Genomic DNA, 21,517 nt, shown 5'->3' with positions numbered 1-21,517 from the left:
TCGCGACCGCCCGTCGTGGGCGCCGCCGATCATGCAGGGCGAGCGGATGGAGCACGGGCTGCGGCTGCTGGAGCTCGACGTGCGCCGCCGGCTGGACGGGCTGCTGCAGGGCAACCACCTCGGCCTCGTGCCCGGGCCCGGCACCGAACCCGGTGAGGCTCGCACCTACCAGCCGGGCGACGACGTGCGCCGGATGGACTGGGCGGTCACCGCGCGCACCACGGTGCCGCACATCCGCGAGACGGTGGCCGACCGCGAGCTCGAGACCTGGATGGTCGTCGACCTGTCCGGCAGCCTGTTCTTCGGCACCGCCGCGTGTGAGAAGCGTGACCTCGTGGTGGCCGCCTCCGCCGCGGTCGCGCACCTCACCGGCGGCGGCGGGAACCGGCTCGGCGCGGTGATCGCGACCGGCGAGAAGACGATTCGGCAGCCGGCCCGCGGCGGCCTTGCGCACGCCCGCGGCCTCGTCCGCAAGATCGCCGAGACGCCCCGGGCGCCCGAGGGCGTACGCGGCGACCTCACCGACGCCATCGAGCAGCTGCGCCGCCCGCCGCGCCGGCGCGGGCTCGCCGTGGTGATCTCCGACTTCCTGGGTGACGTCGAGTGGCAGCGCCCGCTGCGCGCGTTGTCCGCCCGGCACGACCTGCTCGCCATCGAGGTGCTCGACCCGCGCGACATCGACCTGCCCGAGGTCGGCACCGTGGTGCTCGCCGACCCGGAGTCCGGCCGGCAGCGTGAGGTGCACGCGTCCGCCTTGCTGCGCAAGGAGTTCGCCGCGGCCGCTACCGAGCACCGGGCCATGGTCGCGGCGGCGATCCGCCGGGCGGGCGGCGGGCACCTGGTCCTGCGCACCGACTCCGACTGGATCGCCGACACCGTCCGCTTCGTCGTCGCCCGCAAGCGGCGGTGGTCGGGGGGAGGGGTGGCCTGATGCTGAACCTGAGCTTCCGCAACTTCACCGCGCCCTGGTGGTTCCTCCTGCTGGTCGTCGTCGCGGCGATCACGGTCGGGTACATCATGGTGCAGCGGATGCGGCACAAGCGCATGATGCGCTTCACCAACCTCGCGCTGCTGGAGCGGGTCATGCCCAAGCGGCAGGGCTGGATCCGGCACGTGCCGGCCATCGTCCTGGTCATCGCGCTGATACTGCTGACCACCGCGATGGCCGGGCCGACCGCCGAGCAGCGGGTGCCGCGCAACCGGGCGACCGTGATGCTGGTGATCGACGTGTCGCTGTCGATGGAGTCCACCGACGTCCGGCCGACCCGGCTGCGGGCCGCGCAGGACGCCGCGAAGGAGTTCGTCAGCGGGCTGACCCCGGGCATCAACCTCGGCCTGATCGGGTTCGCCGGCACGGCCACCGTGCTCGTGTCGCCGACCACCGACCGGGAGGGCGTGTCCAAGGCGATCGACAACCTGAGGCTGGCCGAGTCGACCGCGACCGGCGAGGCGATCTTCGCGGCGCTGCAGGCGATCGAGGGATTCGCGCAGGTCGTCAGCGGCGTGGAGGGCGCGCCCCCGGCACGGATCGTGCTGATGACGGACGGGAAGCAGACGATCCCCACCGACGACGGCAACGACCCGCGCGGTGCGTTCACCGCGGCGCGGGCGGCGGCCGACCAGAAGATCCCGGTGTCCACGATCTCGTTCGGCACCGAGAGCGGTCAGGTCACGATCGACGGCAAGACACAACCGGTGCCGGTGGACGACGAGTCGATGCGGGAGATCGCCAGGCTCTCCGACGGCGAGTTCTACAAGGCGGCGTCGGCTGACCAGCTGCACAAGGTCTACGACACGCTCGGCGAGCAGATCGGGTACGAGACGAAGGACGCGGACGCGAGCAGACCGTGGCTCGTGCTCGGCACGCTCGCCGCCCTGATGGCCGCCGGAAGCGCGTTGGTGATCGGGCAAAGATTGCCTTGACGGTGGCAGGTCGGCGGCTCGGCTGACGACTCGGCAGAGTCCGGCGCGGGCGGTCACGGCGGACCGAATACCCTGGTGGCCGCATAGGGTTCCCGGGGCTGTCGAGGAGTGTGCGTGGGACGTTCAGTGCTGGTCACCGGAGGTAATCGGGGGATCGGGCTCGCGATCGCGCGCGCGTTCGAGGCGCGGGGGGACAAGGTCGCGGTCACCTACCGGGGGAAGCCACCGCCGGAGAGCATGTTCGGCGTGCGTTGCGATGTCACCGACACCGCCGCGGTGGACGCCGCGTTCAAGGAGGTCGAGGACGCGCAGGGACCGGTCGAGGTGCTGGTGTCCAACGCCGGCATCACCGATGACACGCTGCTCATGCGGATGTCCGAGGAGCAGTTCACCCGGGTGCTCGATACCAACCTGACCGGCTCGTACCGGGTGGCCAAGCGCGCGTGCCGTGGCATGCTCAAGGCACGCTGGGGCCGGATGATCTTCATCTCGTCGGTGGTCGGCATGACCGGGGGACCGGGGCAGGTCAACTACGCGGCGAGCAAGGCCGGGCTGGTCGGCGTGGCCCGGTCGATCGTGCGGGAGATGGGCAACCGCAACATCACCGCGAACGTGGTCTCGCCGGGGTTCATCAGCACCGAGATGACCGAAGCGGTGTCCGACGAGCGGCGCGAGACGATTCTGAGCCAGGTCCCGGCCGGCCGGTACGGGGGGACCGACGAGGTCGCCGCCGCGGTGACCTTCCTCGCGTCGGACGCCGCCGGTTACATCACCGGCGCGGTGCTGCCGGTCGACGGCGGGCTCGGGATGGGCCACTGACGCGGTGCTGACAGACTGGTGCCCGCCATGCTCGCCGACCATCCAGGAGGGACGCTCGTGACCGGTCTGCTCGAGGGCAAGCGCCTGCTCATCACCGGCGTGATCACCGACGCCTCGATCGCGTTCCACGCGGCGAAGGTCGCGCAAGAGCAGGGTGCGACCGTGGTGCTGACCGGGTTCGGCCGGATGAGCCTGGTCGAGCGGATCGCGAAGCGGCTGCCGACGCCGCCACCGGTGCTCGAGCTCGACGTGCAGAACCAGGAGCACCTGGACACTCTGGCCGACCGGGTACGCGAGCACGTGGACGGGCTGGACGGCGTGCTGCACGCGATCGGCTTCGCGCCGCCGTCGTGCCTGGGCGCGCCGTTCCTGGACGCGCCGCGCGAGGACGTGTCGGTCGGGCTCGAGGTGTCCGCGTACTCGTTCAAGTCGCTGACCGGGGCGCTGCTGCCGCTGCTCGGGCGCGGTGCCTCGGTGGTGGGCATGGACTTCGACGCGCGGGTGGCGTGGCCGGCCTACAACTGGATGGGCGTGGCCAAGGCGGCGCTGGAGTCGGTGAACCGGTACCTGGCGCGCGACGTCGGCCCGCGGGGGATCCGGGTGAACCTAGTCTCCGCCGGGCCGCTGAAGACAATGGCCGCGAAGTCGATCCCCGGCTTCACCGAGCTGGAGAGCGGCTGGGACGGTCGCGCGCCGCTGGGCTGGGACGCCGAGGACGCCACCCCGGTGGCGAAGACGATCTGCGCCGTGCTGTCGGACTGGCTGCCCGCCACGACCGGCTCGATGATCATGGTGGACGGCGGGGTCCACGCGACGGGCCAGTAGTGGACGCGCTGCTGTGGCTGTCGTTCGGCGGCCCGGAGAAGCCCGCCGACGTCCGGCCGTTCCTGGAGAACGTGACCCGTGGCCGGGGCGTGCCGCTTTCGCGACTCGATGAAGTCGAGGCGCACTACCAGTCGTTTGGCGGCGTGTCGCCGATCAACGAGCTGAACCGGTCGGCGATGGCGGCGGTCACGGAGGCCTTCGCGCGCCACGGGATCGAGCTGCCGGTGTACTTCGGCAACCGCAACTGGCACCCGATGGTCGAGGACACGGTGGCGCGGATGGCCGCCGACGGTGTGCGGCGCGCGCTCGTGTTCCCGACGAGTGCCTACGGTGGCTACTCGGCGTGCCGGCAGTACGACGAGGACATCGCGCGCGCCCGGGCGTCGGTCGGCGCGGACGCGCCGGACCTGGTGAAGCTGCGACACTTCTTCGACCACCCGCTGTTCGTCGGCGCGTTCGCGGACGCGGTGCGCTCGGCGGCCGCGGGCCTGGCCGACCACCGGCTCGTGTTCACCGCCCACTCGGTCCCGCTGGCGGCGGACGCCGCGTCCGGCCCGCCCGACGAGGGTGGGGGCCGGTACTCGCGGCAGGTGGCCGAGGCCGCGCGCCTGGTGGCCGCCGAACTGGGCGTGGCCGACTACGACGTGGTGTGGCAGTCCAGGTCCGGTCCGCCGCGGGTGCCGTGGCTGGAGCCGGACATCCTCGACCACGTCGACGTGCTGGCGGCCAAGGGGGTGCCGGCCGTGGTCGTGTGCCCGGTGGGGTTCGTGAGCGACCACCTGGAGGTCGTGTGGGACCTGGACACGGAGGCTCGCGAACGCGCGGCGGTGCACGGCATGGGATTCGCGCGCGCCGCGGCACCCAGTGGTGACCCGCGCTTCGCGGAGCTGGTGGTCGAGCTGGTGCGGGAACATCTCACGGGCGCACCGGTCCGGAAGCTGTCGTCGTTCCCGGCCGCGGGCCGCACGGTGAACGGCGCCCCGTGCGCGGACCACTGCTGCGAACCCCCGCGGCGCTGACCCGCCCACCGACCTTCGCCGGCCTCCGCTACGTCCTGCCGCTGTCTCATCGAGACTGTCGGTCCCTTCCGGTAGCGTTGAAATCGGGGGGACCCCCGGCGATTGAATGGACCGTTCAATCGGTCGACTTGTCCACAGTCCCGCGCCGAGAAGCCGACACGTCGGTGCGGCCGCGTAGCGTTGAATTCGGGGGACCCCCAGCCGATTGAACGGTCCATTCAATCGGCCCGGCACGACAGGGCATGATCACACCAACGTGATCAACGAGTACTCGGCGACACGCCGGCAGCTTGATAGGCCATCAAGAGCCTGGCACCGCCATCGTCGCGGCGCCCCAGGGGTCGATCTACCTCGTCTCCCAGCAGGCGGAAGGCTACGTGCCGCCCGGGTGGCCTCCGGCCGAGGGGTGGCGGCGCACCATGGTGCGCTTCGATTTCCAGGTAGGAGACCTCGAACTCCGCCGTCGCCGACGCCATTGCGCTCGGAGCCACGCTCGCCGACCACCGACCGCAGGAGCATGTCCGCGTGTTGCTGGATTCGGCCGGGCATCCCTTCTGCCTCAGTCGCGACGAGAACGAGTGAACCGGCCACTCCCACGATTTGACCCGGCCCGGGCGGGGGTCAACGCAGGCGTAGGTAGGCCTCGCCGCGTGGGGAGAGGCGGTAGCCGCGCTCCAGGCTGAGGGTCAGACCGAGGTTCTTGAGCTTGCGAACGTCCACTTTGAATGGGAGCGTCTCGCGGCCCAGCTCGGTGGCGAGGTCGCCGGCGCGGACCGCGGGGCGGCGGCGGATGATGTCGAGTGTCTCCTCGGTCCAGGGTCCGTGCGCGGCGGCACGGTCCAGCCGGGTGAGGCGGCGGGTGATCTCCTCGATGTCCGAAGTGGACAGATGGGTGTCGTTCGCGAGGACGTCGCGTGGGTCGGGCTCGTCGACGTAGCGCAGGCGCAGCAGGTACACCGGGTCGGTCTCGTCGCCACGCAGGTCGGCGACCGCCTCGGCGACCGTGCGGTACCCGGCCGCCAGCGCGTCCACGTGCCGGATCCGCGTGGGTGACACCTCGTTCGCGGACTCGACGACGATCCGGCCTGCCGGCGTCCGGTACACGTTGCCGGCGGTGACCTGCCGGCGCCGCCACCGCCGGAACATCACGGTGATCGACCCGTCGCGGATCCCGGCGTGCAGTCGCTTCTCGATCAGCACTAGCCCGCCTCCCCGGAATTCAAAGTGTTGGTGGCGTTCCAGGGAACAGTGCGGACGTGCGGTTGATTGTGGCTGAGTGCCGTCACGGTCCCCTGAGGTTACGTTTGGTCGGACCAAGACCTCACACGATGATCCACGAAACAGGCGTTAAAGGCGTCCCGCGTGGTCGGAGAGGGCGCGCACCGCGTCGGCCACCGCCGCGCACCTGGCCGTGCGCACTGCCGAGAACAGCGGGCGCAGCGCCTCGGCACGCTTCAGCGCCGCGGACGCGGACAGTGCGCCACCCGGCTCGTCCTCCATCGCCAGCCCCAGGATCGCCGACACCTCGGCTGCCCGCTGCAGTACCCGCAGGGCCCGCTGCGGCATGCCGGCCGGCCAGCGCGCCTTCGTCCGCTCGGCGACCCTGGCCTGCAGCTCCTCTCGCACACCGGTCCGCTGCTTGGCGACCCCGAGCTCGAGGAGCATCCCCGCGGCCACCCGCATGGCACCGGTCAGCTCGTGCTCCGCCTCGCCCAGCGGCACGTTCGGCGGCGGGGTGGCCTGGGCGACCTCGAAGACCGCCCACCGGACGATCCCCTCCGCGACTCGCTCCGGCACGACGCCCAGGTTGCTCAGCACGACCGCCTCGCCGGCCCGTACCGCCTCGGTGGCGAACGCGCTCGCGCCGCCGAGCCCGCGGACGTCACCGGGCGCCGGCATCACCAGCCGCCCGCCGTCGACGCCGGCCCGGCGCAACGCGGCGAGCAACACGGTCGGCACGCCGCCTGGCTCGCCGCGCACGGGAATCTCCAGGGACGCCGCGAGGTTCTCGTCCACGGCGACGACCTCGTGCAGCTCGGCCCAGTCTTGCAGGGCATCGAGCACGTCGTCGGCGGCGGCGGCGCCGCTCAGCCACGCCGACGACCACACCGCCATTGTCACGCTGGGGGATGACACGGACGCAGATTACGCGATCACGACCGCCACCCGTTCGGGGTGGCCCCGTTTGATCAACGTCGCTCGGGGCCCACCTGGCGTTCGAGCAGCTCGCGGAAGCGGCGGCGCTCCTCCTGGGCTCCGAACGCGCGGTTGGGCACCGGGAACAGCGAGGTCGACTCGCCGGTGCGCAGCACGAAGCTGCGGTTGGTCTCCAGCCATCCGGCCAGCGACGACCAGCGCAGATCCGTGTACGCGGTGCCGTCGATGGTCATCATCCGCATCGAGGACTCGTCGGCGGTCGCGGTCACCGTCGCGGCGGCCACCGGGTTGCGGCGGAACGAGATGTACACGTCCAGCACCGGCAGCAGCGCGATGATCAGCCCGAAGACCATCCCGAAGATGCCGGCCGGGAGCGTCCCGAGCACCACCAGCACCGCACCGAACGTCGTGAGCGCCGTGGCGAACCACGGTGACCACCGGTAGAGCGGCGTGACGGCGCGCAGCGCGTCGCCCCAGTCGCCGGGCCGAGGGTCCCACCGCAGTTCGAGCTGCTCGTCCGACATCCTCGTGTCACCCTCCACACCAGGCCGTTCGTGGGCAAAACTAGGCACATGACACATCCCGCACGGGTTCGGGTCGAGCGGGTACGGGAAGCGAACACCGCCACGACCCTAGAGCTTTTCTTCGACCTGGTGTTCGTGTTCGCACTGACCCAGGTCACCGCGCTGATGGCCGCGGACGTGACCGGGCGCGGTCTGCTGCGCGGTGCGCTGTTGATCGCGGTCGTGTGGTGGTGCTGGGTCGGCTACTCCTGGCTGTCCAATGTGGTCAAAGCAGACGAGGGCTGGGCACGGGTCACCATGCTGGTCGCCATGGCCTCGATGTTCCTGCTGGCACTGGCCATTCCGGAGTCCTTCGAGGACCTTCCCGGCGGGCTGCCCGGCCCCACCGTGTTCGCGATCGGCTACCTCGTGCTGCGGTTGGCCCACCTGGTCCTGTTCTGGATCATCAGCGGCGACGACGCCGGGCTGCACCGGCAGGTCGCGAGGTTCGCGCCCACGATGGTCGGCGGCACCGCGTTCCTGCTGCTCGCCGCGGACACCTCCGGTGACGCGCAGCTGCTGCTGTGGGTCGCCGCGATCGTGGCCGACTACGGCGGCACGCTGATCATCGGCTCGCGGGGCTGGCGGCTGAACTCGGCGAGCCACTTCGCGGAGCGGCATGGGCTGATCGTGATCGTCGCGCTCGGCGAGTCGATCGTGGCCATCGGCATGGGCGTCACCGAGCTGCCGATCTCCTGGCCCATCATCGTGGCGGCGACGCTCGGCCTGTCCGTGTCGGCGAGCCTGTGGTGGGTGTACTTCGACACCTCGGCACTGCTCGGCGAGCGCTCGCTGGCCCGTTCCCGCGGCGAGCATCGCGTGGCGATGGCCCGGACCGCGTTCACCTACCTGCACCTGCCGATGATGGGCGGCATCGTGCTGGTGGCGCTGGGCCTGAAGAAGGTGCTCGAGTACGTCGGCGACACCGAGCACCACACGCTGTCCGACCCGCTCTACGGCGTGCCGCTGTGGGCGATGTACGGCGGCACCGCCCTCTACCTGCTCGCGCTCGTCGCGTTCTCCTACCGGTGCTACCGCAAGCTGAAGATCTTCCGTCTGGTCACGGTCGGCGTGCTCGTGGCCGTGGTTCCGCTCGTGGCGAACATTCCGGCGCTCGCGACCCTCGGCGTGCTGGCCGGGGCGCTGATCGCGCTGAACACGGCGGAGGTGCTCCGGTTCGCCGACGACCGCCGACAGCTGCGGCACGACGACGACCAGGTGCACGCCGGGTAGCTGGAGCGACTCCACGTCGACCGCCCGGCGCGGGTTGCGTAGCGTCGGGAAGGTGACAGGAGAGGCGAGGGCACCAGAGGGCCTCCCGCGCACCGCGGGTGAGCTGCGCGCGGGCGGGTACCACCCGCGCGGCGTCAAGACTGAGATTCGCGAGAACCTGCTGGCCGCGCTGCGCGAGGGACGCAACCCGTGGCCGGGCATCGTCGGCTTCGACCGGACCGTGCGGCCCCAGCTGGAGCGGGCACTGCTGGCCGGGCACGACGTGGTCCTGCTCGGCGAGCGCGGGCAGGGCAAGACCAGGCTGCTGCGTACGATCGCCGGCCTGCTCGACGAGTGGACGCCCGTGATCGCGGGCGCCGAGCTCGGCGAGCACCCACTCGACCCGATCACGCCGGAGTCCCGCCGCCGCGCGGTGGAGCTCGGCGACGACCTGCCGGTGGCCTGGCGGCACCGCTCGGAGCGGTACGCGGAGAAGCTCGCCACGCCGGACACGTCGGTCGGCGATCTCATCGGCGACGTCGACCCGGTGAAGGTGGCCGCCGGTCGCACGCTGGGCGACCCCGAGACCATCCACTTCGGACTCGTACCCCGCGCGCACCGCGGCATCGTGGCGATCAACGAGCTGCCCGACCTGGCCGAGCGGATCCAGGTGGCGCTGCTGAACGTGATGGAGGAGCGGGACATCCAGGTCCGCGGCTACACGCTGCGGCTGCCGCTGGACGTGCTGCTCGTGGCCACCTCCAACCCGGAGGACTACACCAACCGCGGGCGGATCATCACCCCGCTCAAGGACCGGTTCGGCGCCGAGGTCTGCACGCACTACCCGCTGACCGTGGCCGCCGAGATCGATGTGATCAAGCAGGAGGCCGACCTGATCGCGGAGGTGGGCGACCCGCTGCTGGAGGTGCTCGCGCGGTTCGTGCGCAACCTGCGTGACTCGTCGGCGATCGACCAGCGTTCCGGGGTGTCCGCCCGGTTCGCCGTGGCCGCCGCGGAGACCGTGTCGGCGGCGGCGCTGCGCCGCTCGGCGCTGGTGGGGGAGGACCCGCCGATCGCCCGGCCGATCGACCTGGAGGCCGTGCCGGGCGTGCTGCGCGGCAAGCTCGAGTTCGAGTCGGGCGAGGAGGGCCGGGAGACCGAGCACCTGACGCACCTGCTGCGCCGGGCGGTCGCCGAGACCGCCAAGGCGCACTTCGCCGGCCTCGACCTGCGCCCCCTCGTGGACGTAGTGGTCGACGGGCACCTGGTCGCCACCGGCGAGCGGGTGCCGGGCGCGGAGGTGCTCGGCGCGCTGCCGGAGCTGCCCGTGCTGCACGAGGTCGCCGCGCGGTTGGACGTCGGGCCGAACGACCCGTCGGGCCGCATCGCCGCCGCGGTCGAGCTCGCGCTGGAGTCGCTGTACCTCGCGCGCCGGCTGGCCAAGGACTCCGAGGACAACGGTGGGATGACGGTGTACGGGCCGTGACCTCGTCGGACCGCTTCAACTACGGTCCGTGGCACGACGGGCCCGACCCGCTGGCACCGCCGGTGGACCTGCGGGACGCGCTGGACGCGATCGGTCAGGACGTCATGGACGGCCGCTCGCCGCGTTCGGCGCTGGAGGAGCTGTTGCGGCGCGGCACCCGCGGCACTTCCGGTCTGGACGAGCTGACCCGGCGGCTTTGGGAACGCCGCTCGCGGATCCAGCGTCGGCACAACCTCGACGGCACGCTGCGGCAGGTGCGTGAGCTGCTGGACGAGGCGCTGCGGGCCGAGAAGACCGCGCTGTTCCCCGACCCGTCCGACGACGCCCGGTTCCGCGAGGCGCAGCTGGACGCGCTGCCGTCCGGGACCGCGGCGGCGGTGCGCGAGCTGTCCGCGTACGACTGGCGGTCCGACGAGGCGCGCGAGTCGTACCGGAAGATCCAGGACCTGCTGGGCCAGGAGCTGATGGAGTCCCGCTTCCAGGGCATGAAGCAGGCGCTGCAGAACATGCGGCCGGAGGACACCGAGCGGATCCGCCGGATGATGGCGGACCTGAACGACCTGCTGCTGTCCCACCTGCGCGGCGAGGACACGACCGAGCAGTTCCGGGACTTCATGCGCAAGCACGGAGAGTTCTTCCCGGAGAACCCGCGCAACACCGAAGAGCTGATCGACGCGCTGGCGCAGCGGTCCGCCGCGGCGCAGCGGATGCTGAACTCGATGTCGGCCGAGCAGCGCGAGGAGCTGGCGGAGCTGATGGCCGGCGCGTTCGGCGACCCGCGGCTGGTCGAGCAGGTCGCGTCGCTGGACGCGAATCTGCGAGCGCTGCGGCCGGGGGAGGACTGGACCGGGTCGGCCCGCTTCCGCGGCGACCAACCGCTCGGCCTGGGTGAGGGCGCGCAGGCGATGGCCGACCTGGCGGAGATCGACGCGCTGGCCGAGCAGCTCGCGCAGTCCTACCCGGGCGCGCGGCTGGAGGATATCGACGTCGAGGCGCTGGAGCGTCAGCTCGACGAGGACGCCGGGGTCGACGCGCGGCGGCTGGCCGAGCTGGAGCGGGAGCTGCGCGAGCAGGGGTTGCTCGAGCGGGCACCGGACGGCTCGCTGCGCCTCTCGCCCAAGGCGTTGCGCCGGCTGGGGCAGACGGCCCTGCGCGACGTGCTCAGCGCCTCGCGCCGGCAGGGCCGGAGGGACTCCCGGGACGCGGGCGCCGCGGGTGAGCCCACGGGGTCGACCCGGCCCTGGCAGTTCGGCGACACCGAGCCGTGGGACACCTCGCGGACCGTGCGTAACGCGGTGCTGCGCACGGCCTCGACGGGTGGCCCGGTGTCGCTGGACGTGGTGGACGTCGAGGTCGTGGAGACCGAGCAGCGGGCCCGGGCCGCGGTGGCGCTGTGCGTGGACACGTCGTGGTCGATGGTGCAGGACGGCCGCTGGGTGCCGATGAAGCGGACGGCGCTCGCGCTGCACCAGCTGATCACCACCCGGTTCCGGACCGACGCGCTGCAGCTGATCACGTTCGGTCGGCACGCGCGGTCGGTGGACCTGGCCGAGCTCGTGAGCCTGGAGGGGGTGTGGGAGCAGGGTACGAACCTGCACCACGCGTTGCTGCTGGCCGGCCGCCACCTGCGCAGGAACGCGGACGCGCAGCCGGTGGTGCTGGTCGTGACCGACGGCGAGCCGACGGCCCACCTGGAGCGCGACGGCGAGGCGGTGTTCGACTACCCGCCGCTGCCGGCCACGCTGCGCAAGACCGTGGCGGAGGTGGACGCGCTGGCGAAGCTGGGCGCGTCGGTCACGGTGTTCATGCTGGGCGAGGACCCGAGCCTGGCCCGGTTCGTCGACCTGATCGCCCGGCGCAGCGGCGGGAGCGTGGTGAACCCCGACCTGGACGGCCTGGGCGCCGCGGTGGTCGGTAACTACCTGCACAGCCGCCGGTCCCGCCACTGACGCCCCCGCGCCGACATGTTCGGTGCCCGGCCTGACGTGGACCGACTGACAAGACCACGAAGGCAACGAGTGCTGTCGGGAACCTGATCGCCGAGCCTTGGACGGTGGCCGGGGTTCGCGCCGCACCGCGAGGTAAGGCCGTGCCGAGCGCACATCAATGACACCAGGCGGTCGCTGGCTCGGGGACGTGGTGCGATCCTGGAGGCAACCGACCTCGCTGGGGGCGCCGATGGCCGACGGGTTCCAACCGGGGTACACGTACGACAACGTCTACTTGATCGTGGTCGATGCGTCCGGGTACTCGAGCATCGTGCGGCACAACCCTCTCGACCGCGCGGCGCACGCGTTCGACCTGCTGCGCGAACGGGCCGTGGCGCGGGTACGCAAGGCCGCGGCTCAGCGGTGCTGCACGCGCGCCGAGCTGTGGTCCTGGCGCGGCGACGGCGGGATCTTCGCGGTCCACGACGAGAACGAGAGCGTGGCCCGCGATGTCGCGCTGACCGCGGCATGCGACATCCTGCTGGTGGACCTGCGCCAGGTCCGCGCCGGCCTGGACCGAACCGAGCTGAAGGGAGAGCTGCGCCTGCGAGTCGCCGTCCACAAGGGCACGATCCGCAACGCCGACGACGGGCGCACGGGTGCCATCCACTCGCCGGTGATCAACCTCGCCGCGCACCTGGAGGAGCTGACCCCGCCGGACTGCCTGACGATCTCCGAGGCGGTGCACCAGGTGGCCGGCCCACACGCGGACGCGTTCGAGCTGGTCGGTGACTACGAGGGCAGCAAGGTCTACCTGATGACCCCGAGCGGTTCCGCCCAGGACGCCCGCCGCGCGTGGCTGGCGAAGGTCGGTCTGGCCGGGAGTACCCCGATCTTCGCGCAGCCCCAGCGCCCAAGCCATGCGGAGAAGGCCCGGCTCGTGCGGGCGGCGCGCGCGGACGTAGTCGACCTGGGCACCGCCTTGCGCACGTGCTCGCGTGCGATGACCACCACTGAGCGGCCGGCGCGTTACCGGGAGACGGTGCTCGACTTCCTCGCCCGGGGTGGCACCTACCGGGCCGTCCTGCTCGACCCGGCATGCGAGGCGACCGCGACGCTTTCTCGCTACCGCAACGAGAACCTGCCGAAGAAGATCCGGTCCTCGATTGTCGCGTTCGGACGGTTCAAGGAACGCCACAGCAGCGTGACCGACGGCCTGCACGTGTACCAGTCGCGCGCATTTCCCGGTTTCGCCGCTATAGCGGTGGATCTGGCTTCCCCCGACGCGATGATCCTGTACTCGCCGTACCTGATGAATACGGCCGATGTCCACATCGAGCGCGGCGACTCACCGCACTACGTCGCGACGACGTCGTCCGGCCCGCTGCTGACGGGCCTGGTCACCCTGCTCACCTCGACGCTCGACAACGGCGCGCTCGAACGCGTGCTGTGACCATGTCGTGGTCCCAGATCAGGGCGCTGAGCTGGGGAGCCGACTCTCGGCGGTACGAATTCACGGAGTAGATCGGTTACTCTCGGTCCTGAGCACAACAGCCTGGGGTGTCTATGGCCGAGCACAGCGAGCGTCGCAGAGTCGCATCGGGGCTCGTCTGGCGGAAGAGCAGCGCCAGCGAGCAAGAAGAATGCTTCGAGATCGCGGTCTCCTGGCACGCCGTCCTCGTTCGCGATTCGAAGAGTCGATCTGGCGCTGCGCTGGCGTTTCCGCGAGAAGGCTGGGAAGACTTCCTCGAGAAGTTCAGCCGCTGACCACGGTGTGTTCGAGTGGCAGGCATTTGGCGAGCAGGGACCGTACGTACGCGGCCGCCGTCAGTGAGGCGTACCGGCGCCAGGCATCGTCGCGGTGGCCGTCGCCGTAGTCGCTGATGCCACGGACCACGAACCATTCCTTGCCGTTCAGGAAGCTGCTGCGACCGATGCCCGCCCCTTCCATCTCCACGGCGAGGAATCCGTGCCGCGCGGCCAGTTCGTCACGCGTGGCTGCGTCTCGCACCGAGATGTCCGCACTGCCGATCGATCCGTAGTGCACCTTGGGCATGCCGCTCGCGGGATGCCCGCTCAGGTTCCGCCGCGGATGCGGTATTTCGTTGCCCGCGCTGTCACGCAGCACGTCGGTGCGGCGCGGAGGCCTGCTGTACCGCACGAGGTTCGGAGGCCGACCGGTTCCGATCCACTGTTCCCACGGTCGTAGGCCACCCAGTTCGTCCGCGTTCAGCATGTCCGCGCACCGCACGAACCGAGGGGAGGGGCGGGGAAACTGGCGGCGTTGCTGATCGCCATGGGCGGCGCTGCGGATGTGGCCGTAGTCGATGACGCCTCGGGTGGCGACGACGATGTCGCCAAGGCGGACGTGACGTTCGGGCTGATCGCGGTTCGGGATGCCTGCGGCGATACCGACCATGAGGACCGCGACGATTGACGGGAAGCTGCGTAACAAGTGCGTGCAACCATCGGCCGCCGCGTCCGTGGCTGTCTCGCCGAGCAGGGTCAGGGCTACACGATGTCCACGCTCCGTCCGCCTGCTCGGCACCGATGCGAGCACGTAGGCCGCCGGATCGCCGACCACATCGCGTTCCGCGGGTGTGTTGAGCAATGCGCGCACGGCAGCGAACTCCTCCGGTATCGCCGTGACGATCCCGATGGTGGGCGGGCCGTGCCTCGCCGGCTCTGGCCGCCGCGGCCGGGGGAACTCCTCCAGGGCCGCTGGTGGCTGGGCCCTGTAGTCGCGGTTGTGCCTACTCGCTGATGGAGTCATGGCACGACCGAACCTCCCTCCCGCATCACCGGGTGTCGAGCTGCATCCTGTCGACCACGGCATTGAGCGCCGCGTCGCTCTCCTCCTCCGGCGTGGCGATGTCCTCCAGAATCGAGAAGCGCTCGACGAACTCGCTCGTGGTCTCGAAGTCGTCCTTGATGAGCGCGACGCCGTCCGGGTTCTCGATGCTGACGATGGTGTCCTCGTCGTCGGAGGCGAAGTCGAGAATTGTGAACGATGCCCGAATCCCTGGATGCATGCCGACAGAGGACGGCACGACTCGGATGCTGAGGTTCGGCTGCTTCGCCATCTCCCTGAGGTGGTCGAACTGCCGCCGCGTCACCTCCTGGCCGCCGATCCACCTGTGCAGCGCCGCCTCGTCGATGATGAACCAAGCCTGCTTGCCGTCCTCGGGTGCCAGGATCCGCTGGCGTCGCGTACGCACCTGAACCGCGCGCTCGATCCAGTCCTCGTCGTGGCTCAAGCCTTCGAAGAGTGCTCGCATGTAGTCCTCGGTCTGCAGCAAGCCGGGTACGACGAACGAGATGACCTGCCGGACTTGTGTCGCCGAGTCCTCGTAGTCGAGGTAGTCGAGGAACTGCTGGCGGTACACCGATCGGTAGGCGTCCCACCATGCCTCTTCCTTCGCGCGGGTGATCGCGAGTAGATCGTCTGTCTTGGTCCGGTCGCTGACGCCGTAGAAGTGCAGCATGGCTCGGACGTCCGAGCTCGACACCTGCACGGCGCCGGTCTCGATTCGGATGATCTTCGAGATTGACCAATCGAGCCCGGCCGCGGCGGCTTTTTGCGTGCAGCCGGCCGACTCCCGTAGTCGACGAAGCTCGGACCGGAGTCGACGCTGTTGCATCACACGGCTGCCGCCCTGTGCCATCGGTGAGTCCTCGTTTCTGCATGGTGGTGAGGTGCCACTAGCAGGACGCCATGTTGCATCATGATACCTCGTATCCTGCGAGCGGCATACTGATGGGCGGCACGCTAGCAGCTAGCGCGCTGACAGCTTTCAGCGACGGGGTTGCGGACGTGCACGACGAGGCCGCGCCGAGGGGGCTTGCGGCGTGCGCGGTCCCGGGGGCTAGGCAGGCGGCACTATCTGCTCACCCGGCGTGCGTCACCGGCCGAGCGAGTTCGAGGCCCGATCAGCCGAGTGCGGACGAGACGCTTTTCCCGCCTGCTCAACCCATGTCGTCCACGAGTGACGGTTAGGAGGTGATGTCCTTGGTGCGGAAGCGGCGCCAGGCCAGGAGGCCGAAGAAAGCGCCGTAAGTCACCGCGGAGAACGCGCCGGCGGCCATGTCCGACCAGTCGATGTCGGTGGAGATCAGGTCGGACCAGGCGAACGCGTAGTGCGTCGGCAGGTAGTTGCGGAGACCTTCCAGCGCGGTGATCTGGTCGAGGATCTGCGACAGGATCGCAACCAGCACCGTGCCACCGACCGCGCCGAGCGGGGCGTCCGTCGAGACGGTGAGGAACAGGGCCACGCCGGCCACCCACAACAGGTGCACCGCGAGGTAGCAGATGGTCAGCACGAGCGCGACCATCGCCTGGCCGAAGGGGATCGCGTCGCCGGTGGGGCTTACGGCCTGGCCGGTGCCGTAGAACACGACGCCGACGCCGAGCGCCACGGCCGGCAGCAGCGTGATCGCGAACAGGGACAGCAGCGCGGAGGCCACGGCCTTCTGGCGCATCAGCCGGTGGCGTGGGATCGGCATCGCCAGCAGGTATTTCAGGCTCGACCACGAGGCCTCGCTCGCGATCGTGTCGCCGAAGAACAAGGCGACGATCATCGGGAGCAGGAAGCTGCCCGTGGCGAACAGCGCGAACACCACGAAGTTCGGCGCGCTGCGGGTCGCGAGGTCGACGAAGCCGCCGGAGCGCGCGCCACCGTCGTCGGTGCCGAACTCGAACGCCGCCCACAGGATGAACGGCAGCAGCACCAGGAAGCCGAGCGTCACCTGCACTCGCCGCCGCCGCAGCTGCCGGATCAGCTCGACCCGCAGCCGCAGGGTTCGCCGCGCCCGGTAGCCGACCACGGACCCGTCGGGCGCAACCTCGACCGTCTCGTGTGCCGCCGCCTCGGCGAGCACCTCCAGCGCCGCCGGGTCGGTGTGCACGTCGTGCTCGTCGTAGGCCTGGACGTCGGCCGTGTCGCGGGGGCTCATCGGCCTGCCTCCTCGGCGGTGTGGACGGTGGGGCGCCGGTCGGCGGCGCCGGGCGAGTCGGGGTGGCTCATGCCCGTGTCTCCTCTCCGACCAGCTGGAGGAAGGCGTCCTCCAGGCGGCGGCGCGGGCCGGCCTGTTCGACGGCCACGCCGGCCCGGACCAGAGTGGCCAGGGCGTCGGCCCGGGGGAGGCCGTCCAGATCGGCATGCACCATGGTGCCGTCGACCACGACGCCTTCCACGCCGTCGACCGCGCGGAGGACCTCCGCTGCCTCGGCGGGCCGGTCGACCCGGAAGGTGGCCTCGCCCGCGCCACCGACGATGGCGTCCACCGGGCCGGCCGCGACCAGGCGGCCGTGGTGCATCACGACCACGTGGTCACAGGTCTGCTCGACCTCCGCCAGCAGGTGCGAGGACACCAGCACCGTCCGCCCGGCCGCCGCGTACCGGCGCAGCACTTCGCGCATCTGGTGGATCTGCGGCGGGTCGAGCCCGTTGGTCGGCTCGTCGAGCACGAGCAGGTCCGGCAGCCCCAGCATCGCCTGCGCGATCGCCAGCCGCTGCCGCATGCCCTGGCTGTACGTGCGCACCCGCCGGTCCACGGCGTCGCCGAGGCCGGCGATCTCCAGCGCCTCCGTGAAGTGCGCCTTGTCCACCGGACGCCCGGTCGCCGCCCAGTACAGTTCCAGGTTCGCGCGCCCGGACAGGTGCGGCAGGAACCCGGCCCCCTCGACGAACGAGCCGATCCGGGACAGCACCGGGGCGCCCGAGTACACCCGGTGGCCGAACACCCGGATGCCGCCGCCCGTCGACTTGATCAGGCCCATCAGCATCCGCAGGGCCGTCGTCTTGCCCGCGCCGTTCGGGCCGAGCAGCCCGAGCACCTGCCCGCGCTCGACCCGGAACGACAGGTCGTCGACCGCCGTGACGCCGCCCGGGTAGGTCTTCGACAGGTTCTCGATCACCAGTGGCACGTCGACGAGCGACGCGTCCGAGTCGACCGACCGGCGGCGCCGCAGCGCGCCCCAGATGCCGGCCAGCACGCAGATGCCCAGGACCACGGCGATGCCGGTCAGTGGGCCGGTCGGCAGGCCGGTGTCCGACCGGGTGCCGGCCACCACGGGCGCGTCGACCGTGGCGTTCGGCGCGACCGACACCCGGTACGCCGCTGCCTGCGCCGGGGTCGCGTACGCCTGGTCGGTGGTGCTCACGACGAGCTCGATTCGCCGGTCCGTCTCGATAGGACGGACGATGCCGGGCAGCGTCACGGTCAGCTCGACCGGCCGCCCGTCGGCGGGCAGGGAGGGGATCCGCAGCGGCGAGACCGCCGAGCCGGGCAGGAGCCGCGCGCCGTCCGGGCTGACGTCGTACAGCTTCGCGAACAGCACGGCGCCGCCCTGCGGCACCGGCGCGCCCGGCACGGCCGACACCCGCAGCCGGACCGTGCTCGACCCGGCGATCAGCAGCTGCGAGCTCAGCGGCCGGCTGGTGAACCGCGCGGCCTGGCCGGGCAGGTCGATCGCCACCCGGCCCGCGAGCCGCGACGAGCTGCCGATGATCGCGCCCAGCCCGGGCATGCTGCTGACCGAGGCCGGGTTGCCGCCCGGCGGGTTGATGATCGTCTGCTCCGGCCCGTAGACCCGCACCTGCCGCCGGTCCGTGGTCGTGCCGTCCAGCCCGGGATAGGTGTCGGTCGACACCGTGCGCACCGACGGCGCGCCCCGCACCCGCAGCGCGCCCTGCACCGCGTACTCGAGTCCGGTTCCCGGGTCGTCGCCACGGCCGCGCAGGTGGAAGTCGAACCAGTCGGCGATCTGGCCACGCAGGTCCGGCCCCGGCTGGCCGCCGTCGTGCCCGCCGGTGTACCAGACGACCTTGACCTTGCCGCCCGCCTCGTCGATCTGCCGCGCCGTGGCGTCGGCCTGGTCGAGTCCGAACAGCGTGTCCTGCTCGCCCTGCACGAGCAGCGTCGGCTGGGTGATCTGGTCGGCCACCGAGACCGGCGACACCGAGCGCAGCAGGTCGACGGTCTGCTGGCTGGCCCGCCCGGTGGTGGCGACCTCGGCGTAGGCGAGGCAGAAGTCCTCGCGGAACTTGCCGCACGGGTCGCCGCTGTCGAGCCGGGGCCCCGCGCCACCCGCGCCGGCCGGCGCTCCGCCCGACGGGTCGGCCTCGGTCGGCGCACCTCCCGGATTCACCGGGGCGTCCGCGTCGTCGTCCTCGTTGCCCGGCTCGATGGCGTCGGTCGACGGGTCGGCGAGGCCCGCGCCGCCGACCCCGGCCGCGAAGAAGATGCCCGCCCAGGACCGCTTGAACACGCCGTTCTCGGTGGCCGCGTTGGCCGCCGGGGTGGCCGGGACCGGGCCCTGTGTGGCCGAGTTCGGCAGCAGCGCCTGGCTCAGGTCGTTGTAGGTGATGGTCGGCGCGAGCGCGTCGACCCGCTTGTCGGTGCCCGCGAGCAGCAGCGACAGGGCGCCGCCGTAGGAGCCGCCGGTGACCCCGACCCGCGGGTCGTCCGGCCCGTCCTGGAGCACCTCCGGTCGTGACGCGAGCCAGCTGACCAGCTCGCTCGCGTCCGCGACCTCGGCCTCCCGCGAGTTCAACGCGATCTCCCCGCTGCTGCGGCCGAATCCGCGCGCGGAGTACGTGAGCACCACGAACCCGCGCTGTGCGAGCTCACGCGCGTCGCCGTCGACGCTCTGCTTGTTGCCGCCGAACCCGTGCGCCACGATGATCGCCGGCGCGGGGGTCTCCTCCGGCACGTACAAGGTCGAGTCGAGCCTGGTTCCCTGGCCGGCGCCGGTCAGGGTCTCCTCCCGGGTGTGGACCGCGGGCGGTTCGTCGACACGGTTGAGCCAGACCACGCCGCCGGTCGCGACGACGGCGACGGCCAGCACGACCAAGATCCAACGCATGCGGGAGCGGGAGATTCGGGCCACGAGGAGACCGTATGCGACTCTTCCTGAGAGTGGCTGAGAGTCTGCCCAGTCGGCCCGAAATGTCCGTTCCGTACGAAAGTGACCAAGCGCATCCACCCTGGACTGGTGCGTCTCCGGAGCGCACGCGACAATGAGCGCAGTGGAGGGGAGTATTCCTTCGCGTCGATGTCGTCAACACGGATCGCCCAGCACCGATCCCGGCGTCGGCGGCCGGTTCCGACCGGCGGAAGAGACCTCCGGTCAGACGCGTCGTTGCGGACCGGAGGTTCGGTGAATGAACGTTCCCATGTGGGTGTGGCTCGCCACCATCGGCGGCCTCCTGGTGTTGCTTGCCATCGACCTGATCATCGTCGATCGCAAGCCGCATGAGGTGACCATCGGCGAGGCGGCCCGCTGGGTGACCTTCTACGTGGCGGTCGCCGTACTGTTCGGCATCGGCATCTGGATGTTCGCGGACGGCACGCATGCCGGGGAGTACTTCGCGGGTTACATCACCGAGTACTCGCTGTCGGTCGACAACCTGTTCATCTTCCTGGTGATCATGTCGGCCTTCGCGGTGCCGACGATCCACCAGCACCAGGTGCTGCTCGTCGGCATCGTGCTCGCGCTCGTGCTGCGTGGCATCTTCATCGCCATCGGCGCGGCCGCGATCGCCCAGTTCAGCTGGGTCTTCTACGCGTTCGGCGTGTTCCTCGTCTACACCGCCGTCAAGCTGTCCCGCTCCAACATCGGCGGGGACTCGGACGAGGACTACGAGGAGAACCGGATCACCCGGTGGTCCAGGAAGCTGTTCCCGGTCACCGAGGACTACCACGGCGCCAAGGTATTCACCAGGATCAGCGGCAAGCGGTACGCGACGCCGCTGTTCATCGTGATGATCGCGATCGGGTCGGCGGACGTGATGTTCGCGGTCGACTCGATCCCGGCGATCTTCGGCCTCACGAAGGAGCCGTTCCTGGTCTTCGCCGCCAACGCGTTCGCGCTGATGGGCCTGCGGCAGCTGTACTTCCTGCTGGGCGGGCTGCTCAAGCGGCTGGTGTACCTGTCGGTCGGACTCGCGGTCATCCTCGGCTTCATCGGCGTCAAGATGATCCTCGAGGCGCTGCACACCAACGCGCTGCCGTTCATCAACGGCGGCGAGCCGCTGCACGTGCCGACCGTGAACATCGCGGTGTCCCTGTCGGTGATCGTGGGCGTGCTGGTGATCACCGCGGTGGCGAGCCTGCTCAAGACCCGCCGTGACGACCGCCGCGAGGCGGTGGCGGCGGCCGAGTCCGCGGACCGGTCCAAGCCCTGATCAGGCCACCTCGACGAGGTCGTACCGCGAGTTCAGCTCCGTCCACGTCACGTGGTGCCGGCCGTCCGCGGAGTGGTAGCGACCATCGTCGCCGGGCTGCCAGGTGCGCATGCGGATGTCGCGCACGGTCGGCAGGTCGGTCGGGTTCGGCGTGGTGCCGACCAGCCAGACGCGGGGTCTCTTCTCGTGCTCGTTCGTGTTCATGGTGGGCCTCTCGATGCTCTGTCCGGTGATGTGATGCCGCTCACCAACCCTTCGTCACTGACGCTAAGAGCCTGTCCTTGATCCCGGTGTTGGGCATAGGTCGGGCCTCTGCTAGATGATCTTGACACCACATCATGATCACGACCAGCAGAGGCCCGGCCCACTTTGTACCCTGTCGCCGATCTGCCCATGT

At 70.8% G+C, this 21,517-nt stretch carries 19 protein-coding genes and 1 pseudogene; 12 read left to right on the top strand and 8 right to left on the bottom strand.

Translation table 11 applies throughout. The features are described from left to right. Positions 1–31: 31 nt before the first annotated feature. From ACRDTB_RS04655 to ACRDTB_RS04630, 6 genes and pseudogenes are all read left to right on the top strand, one after another. The gene (locus tag ACRDTB_RS04655) at positions 32–931 is read left to right on the top strand and encodes a DUF58 domain-containing protein (protein WP_431428767.1); all 900 of its coding nucleotides are present in this window, start codon (positions 32–34) and stop codon (positions 929–931) included. Then, complete coding sequence (locus tag ACRDTB_RS04650) at positions 931–1,923, top strand: VWA domain-containing protein (protein ID WP_431428674.1); 993 nt, start codon at positions 931–933, stop codon at positions 1,921–1,923. Before ACRDTB_RS04655 ends, ACRDTB_RS04650 begins: the two co-directional genes overlap by 1 nt. A 114-nt stretch (positions 1,924–2,037) precedes the next feature. Next, entirely contained in the window at positions 2,038–2,742 is a 705-nt protein-coding gene (gene fabG, locus ACRDTB_RS04645; RefSeq protein ID WP_431428673.1) for a 3-oxoacyl-ACP reductase FabG, read from the top strand. A gap of 57 nt (positions 2,743–2,799) precedes the next feature. Then, positions 2,800–3,567 (top strand): enoyl-ACP reductase FabI, encoded by a 768-nt coding sequence (gene fabI, locus ACRDTB_RS04640; protein ID WP_431428671.1) that lies wholly within the window; start codon positions 2,800–2,802, stop codon positions 3,565–3,567. Beyond that, positions 3,567–4,586 (top strand): ferrochelatase, encoded by a 1,020-nt coding sequence (locus ACRDTB_RS04635; protein WP_431428670.1) that lies wholly within the window; start codon positions 3,567–3,569, stop codon positions 4,584–4,586. Before fabI ends, ACRDTB_RS04635 begins: the two co-directional genes overlap by 1 nt. 465 nt (positions 4,587–5,051) lie before the next feature. Further along, positions 5,052–5,168: pseudogene (locus tag ACRDTB_RS04630) on the top strand (VOC family protein); the annotation flags it as partial. A gap of 39 nt (positions 5,169–5,207) precedes the next feature. Here ACRDTB_RS04630 and ACRDTB_RS04625 read toward each other — a convergent pair. The 3 genes from ACRDTB_RS04625 to ACRDTB_RS04615 all read right to left on the bottom strand — a co-directional run bounded on the left by ACRDTB_RS04625 (position 5,208) and on the right by ACRDTB_RS04615 (position 7,267). Next, on the bottom strand, positions 5,208–5,786 hold the full coding sequence (locus tag ACRDTB_RS04625; protein WP_431428669.1) for a hypothetical protein: 579 nt from the start codon (positions 5,784–5,786) through the stop codon (positions 5,208–5,210). A 147-nt stretch (positions 5,787–5,933) separates the two neighbouring features. Continuing rightward, positions 5,934–6,722: a hypothetical protein gene (locus tag ACRDTB_RS04620; RefSeq protein ID WP_431428668.1), complete on the bottom strand. Its 789-nt coding sequence runs from the start codon at positions 6,720–6,722 to the stop codon at positions 5,934–5,936. Positions 6,723–6,775: 53 nt separating this feature from the next. Next, positions 6,776–7,267 carry a YcxB family protein gene (locus ACRDTB_RS04615; protein WP_431428667.1) on the bottom strand — a complete coding sequence of 164 codons (492 nt, stop codon included), beginning with the start codon at positions 7,265–7,267 and terminating at the stop codon, positions 6,776–6,778. Positions 7,268–7,315: 48 nt separating this feature from the next. Here ACRDTB_RS04615 and ACRDTB_RS04610 point away from each other — a divergent pair, with 48 nt between their 5' ends. The 5 genes from ACRDTB_RS04610 to ACRDTB_RS04590 all read left to right on the top strand — a co-directional run bounded on the left by ACRDTB_RS04610 (position 7,316) and on the right by ACRDTB_RS04590 (position 13,699). Next, positions 7,316–8,539, top strand: a complete 1,224-nt coding sequence (locus ACRDTB_RS04610) for a low temperature requirement protein A (RefSeq protein ID WP_431428666.1) — start codon at positions 7,316–7,318, stop codon at positions 8,537–8,539. 52 nt (positions 8,540–8,591) lie between these two features. Continuing rightward, positions 8,592–10,004 (top strand): sigma 54-interacting transcriptional regulator, encoded by a 1,413-nt coding sequence (locus tag ACRDTB_RS04605; RefSeq protein WP_431428664.1) that lies wholly within the window; start codon positions 8,592–8,594, stop codon positions 10,002–10,004. After that, complete coding sequence (locus ACRDTB_RS04600; RefSeq protein WP_431428663.1) at positions 10,001–11,953, top strand: VWA domain-containing protein; 1,953 nt, start codon at positions 10,001–10,003, stop codon at positions 11,951–11,953. Before ACRDTB_RS04605 ends, ACRDTB_RS04600 begins: the two co-directional genes overlap by 4 nt. A gap of 229 nt (positions 11,954–12,182) precedes the next feature. Further along, entirely contained in the window at positions 12,183–13,385 is a 1,203-nt protein-coding gene (locus tag ACRDTB_RS04595; RefSeq protein WP_431428662.1) for a hypothetical protein, read from the top strand. 113 nt (positions 13,386–13,498) lie between these two features. Further along, entirely contained in the window at positions 13,499–13,699 is a 201-nt protein-coding gene (locus tag ACRDTB_RS04590) for a DUF397 domain-containing protein (protein ID WP_431428660.1), read from the top strand. Here the strand turns inward: ACRDTB_RS04590 and ACRDTB_RS04585 are convergent. From ACRDTB_RS04585 to ACRDTB_RS04570, 4 genes are all read right to left on the bottom strand, one after another. Then, the gene (locus tag ACRDTB_RS04585; protein WP_431428659.1) at positions 13,689–14,705 is read right to left on the bottom strand and encodes a hypothetical protein; all 1,017 of its coding nucleotides are present in this window, start codon (positions 14,703–14,705) and stop codon (positions 13,689–13,691) included. The two genes, ACRDTB_RS04590 and ACRDTB_RS04585, sit on opposite strands and share 11 nt — an antisense overlap. A gap of 25 nt (positions 14,706–14,730) precedes the next feature. Further along, positions 14,731–15,597, bottom strand: a complete 867-nt coding sequence (locus ACRDTB_RS04580) for a helix-turn-helix domain-containing protein (protein ID WP_431428658.1) — start codon at positions 15,595–15,597, stop codon at positions 14,731–14,733. A 328-nt stretch (positions 15,598–15,925) separates the two neighbouring features. Next, the gene (locus ACRDTB_RS04575) at positions 15,926–16,885 is read right to left on the bottom strand and encodes an ABC transporter permease (protein ID WP_431428657.1); all 960 of its coding nucleotides are present in this window, start codon (positions 16,883–16,885) and stop codon (positions 15,926–15,928) included. A gap of 67 nt (positions 16,886–16,952) precedes the next feature. Further along, complete coding sequence (locus ACRDTB_RS04570) at positions 16,953–19,799, bottom strand: alpha/beta fold hydrolase (RefSeq protein ID WP_431428656.1); 2,847 nt, start codon at positions 19,797–19,799, stop codon at positions 16,953–16,955. 298 nt (positions 19,800–20,097) lie between these two features. On the opposite strand from ACRDTB_RS04570, the gene ACRDTB_RS04565 reads away from it, so the two are divergent. Beyond that, positions 20,098–21,120: a TerC family protein gene (locus ACRDTB_RS04565; protein ID WP_431428655.1), complete on the top strand. Its 1,023-nt coding sequence runs from the start codon at positions 20,098–20,100 to the stop codon at positions 21,118–21,120. Here ACRDTB_RS04565 and ACRDTB_RS04560 read toward each other — a convergent pair whose 3' ends face one another. Continuing rightward, positions 21,121–21,324 (bottom strand): hypothetical protein, encoded by a 204-nt coding sequence (locus ACRDTB_RS04560; RefSeq protein WP_431428654.1) that lies wholly within the window; start codon positions 21,322–21,324, stop codon positions 21,121–21,123. Positions 21,325–21,517: the final 193 nt, after the last annotated feature.

Origin of the sequence: Actinophytocola sp. (assembly GCF_050699935.1) — a bacterium.
Lineage (GTDB): Bacteria > Actinomycetota > Actinomycetes > Mycobacteriales > Pseudonocardiaceae > Actinophytocola.
Note: the sequence above shows the minus strand (reverse complement) of the source record. Positions and strands in the feature narration are given on the sequence as shown.

What these genes read in the sequence shown, in the direction of transcription:
- ACRDTB_RS04655 (WP_431428767.1), top strand. Translation starts at nt 32, where the DNA reads ATGCAGGGCGAGCGGATGGAGCACGGGCTGCGGCTGCTGGAGCTCGAC.
- ACRDTB_RS04650 (WP_431428674.1), top strand. Translation starts at nt 931, where the DNA reads ATGCTGAACCTGAGCTTCCGCAACTTCACCGCGCCCTGGTGGTTCCTC.
- ACRDTB_RS04615 (WP_431428667.1), bottom strand. Translation starts at nt 7,267, where the DNA reads ATGTCGGACGAGCAGCTCGAACTGCGGTGGGACCCTCGGCCCGGCGAC.
- ACRDTB_RS04610 (WP_431428666.1), top strand. Translation starts at nt 7,316, where the DNA reads ATGACACATCCCGCACGGGTTCGGGTCGAGCGGGTACGGGAAGCGAAC.
- ACRDTB_RS04595 (WP_431428662.1), top strand. Translation starts at nt 12,183, where the DNA reads ATGGCCGACGGGTTCCAACCGGGGTACACGTACGACAACGTCTACTTG.
- ACRDTB_RS04590 (WP_431428660.1), top strand. Translation starts at nt 13,499, where the DNA reads ATGGCCGAGCACAGCGAGCGTCGCAGAGTCGCATCGGGGCTCGTCTGG.
- ACRDTB_RS04585 (WP_431428659.1), bottom strand. Translation starts at nt 14,705, where the DNA reads ATGACTCCATCAGCGAGTAGGCACAACCGCGACTACAGGGCCCAGCCA.
- ACRDTB_RS04580 (WP_431428658.1), bottom strand. Translation starts at nt 15,597, where the DNA reads ATGGCACAGGGCGGCAGCCGTGTGATGCAACAGCGTCGACTCCGGTCC.
- ACRDTB_RS04575 (WP_431428657.1), bottom strand. Translation starts at nt 16,885, where the DNA reads ATGAGCCCCCGCGACACGGCCGACGTCCAGGCCTACGACGAGCACGAC.
- ACRDTB_RS04570 (WP_431428656.1), bottom strand. Translation starts at nt 19,799, where the DNA reads ATGCGTTGGATCTTGGTCGTGCTGGCCGTCGCCGTCGTCGCGACCGGC.
- ACRDTB_RS04565 (WP_431428655.1), top strand. Translation starts at nt 20,098, where the DNA reads ATGAACGTTCCCATGTGGGTGTGGCTCGCCACCATCGGCGGCCTCCTG.
- ACRDTB_RS04560 (WP_431428654.1), bottom strand. Translation starts at nt 21,324, where the DNA reads ATGAACACGAACGAGCACGAGAAGAGACCCCGCGTCTGGCTGGTCGGC.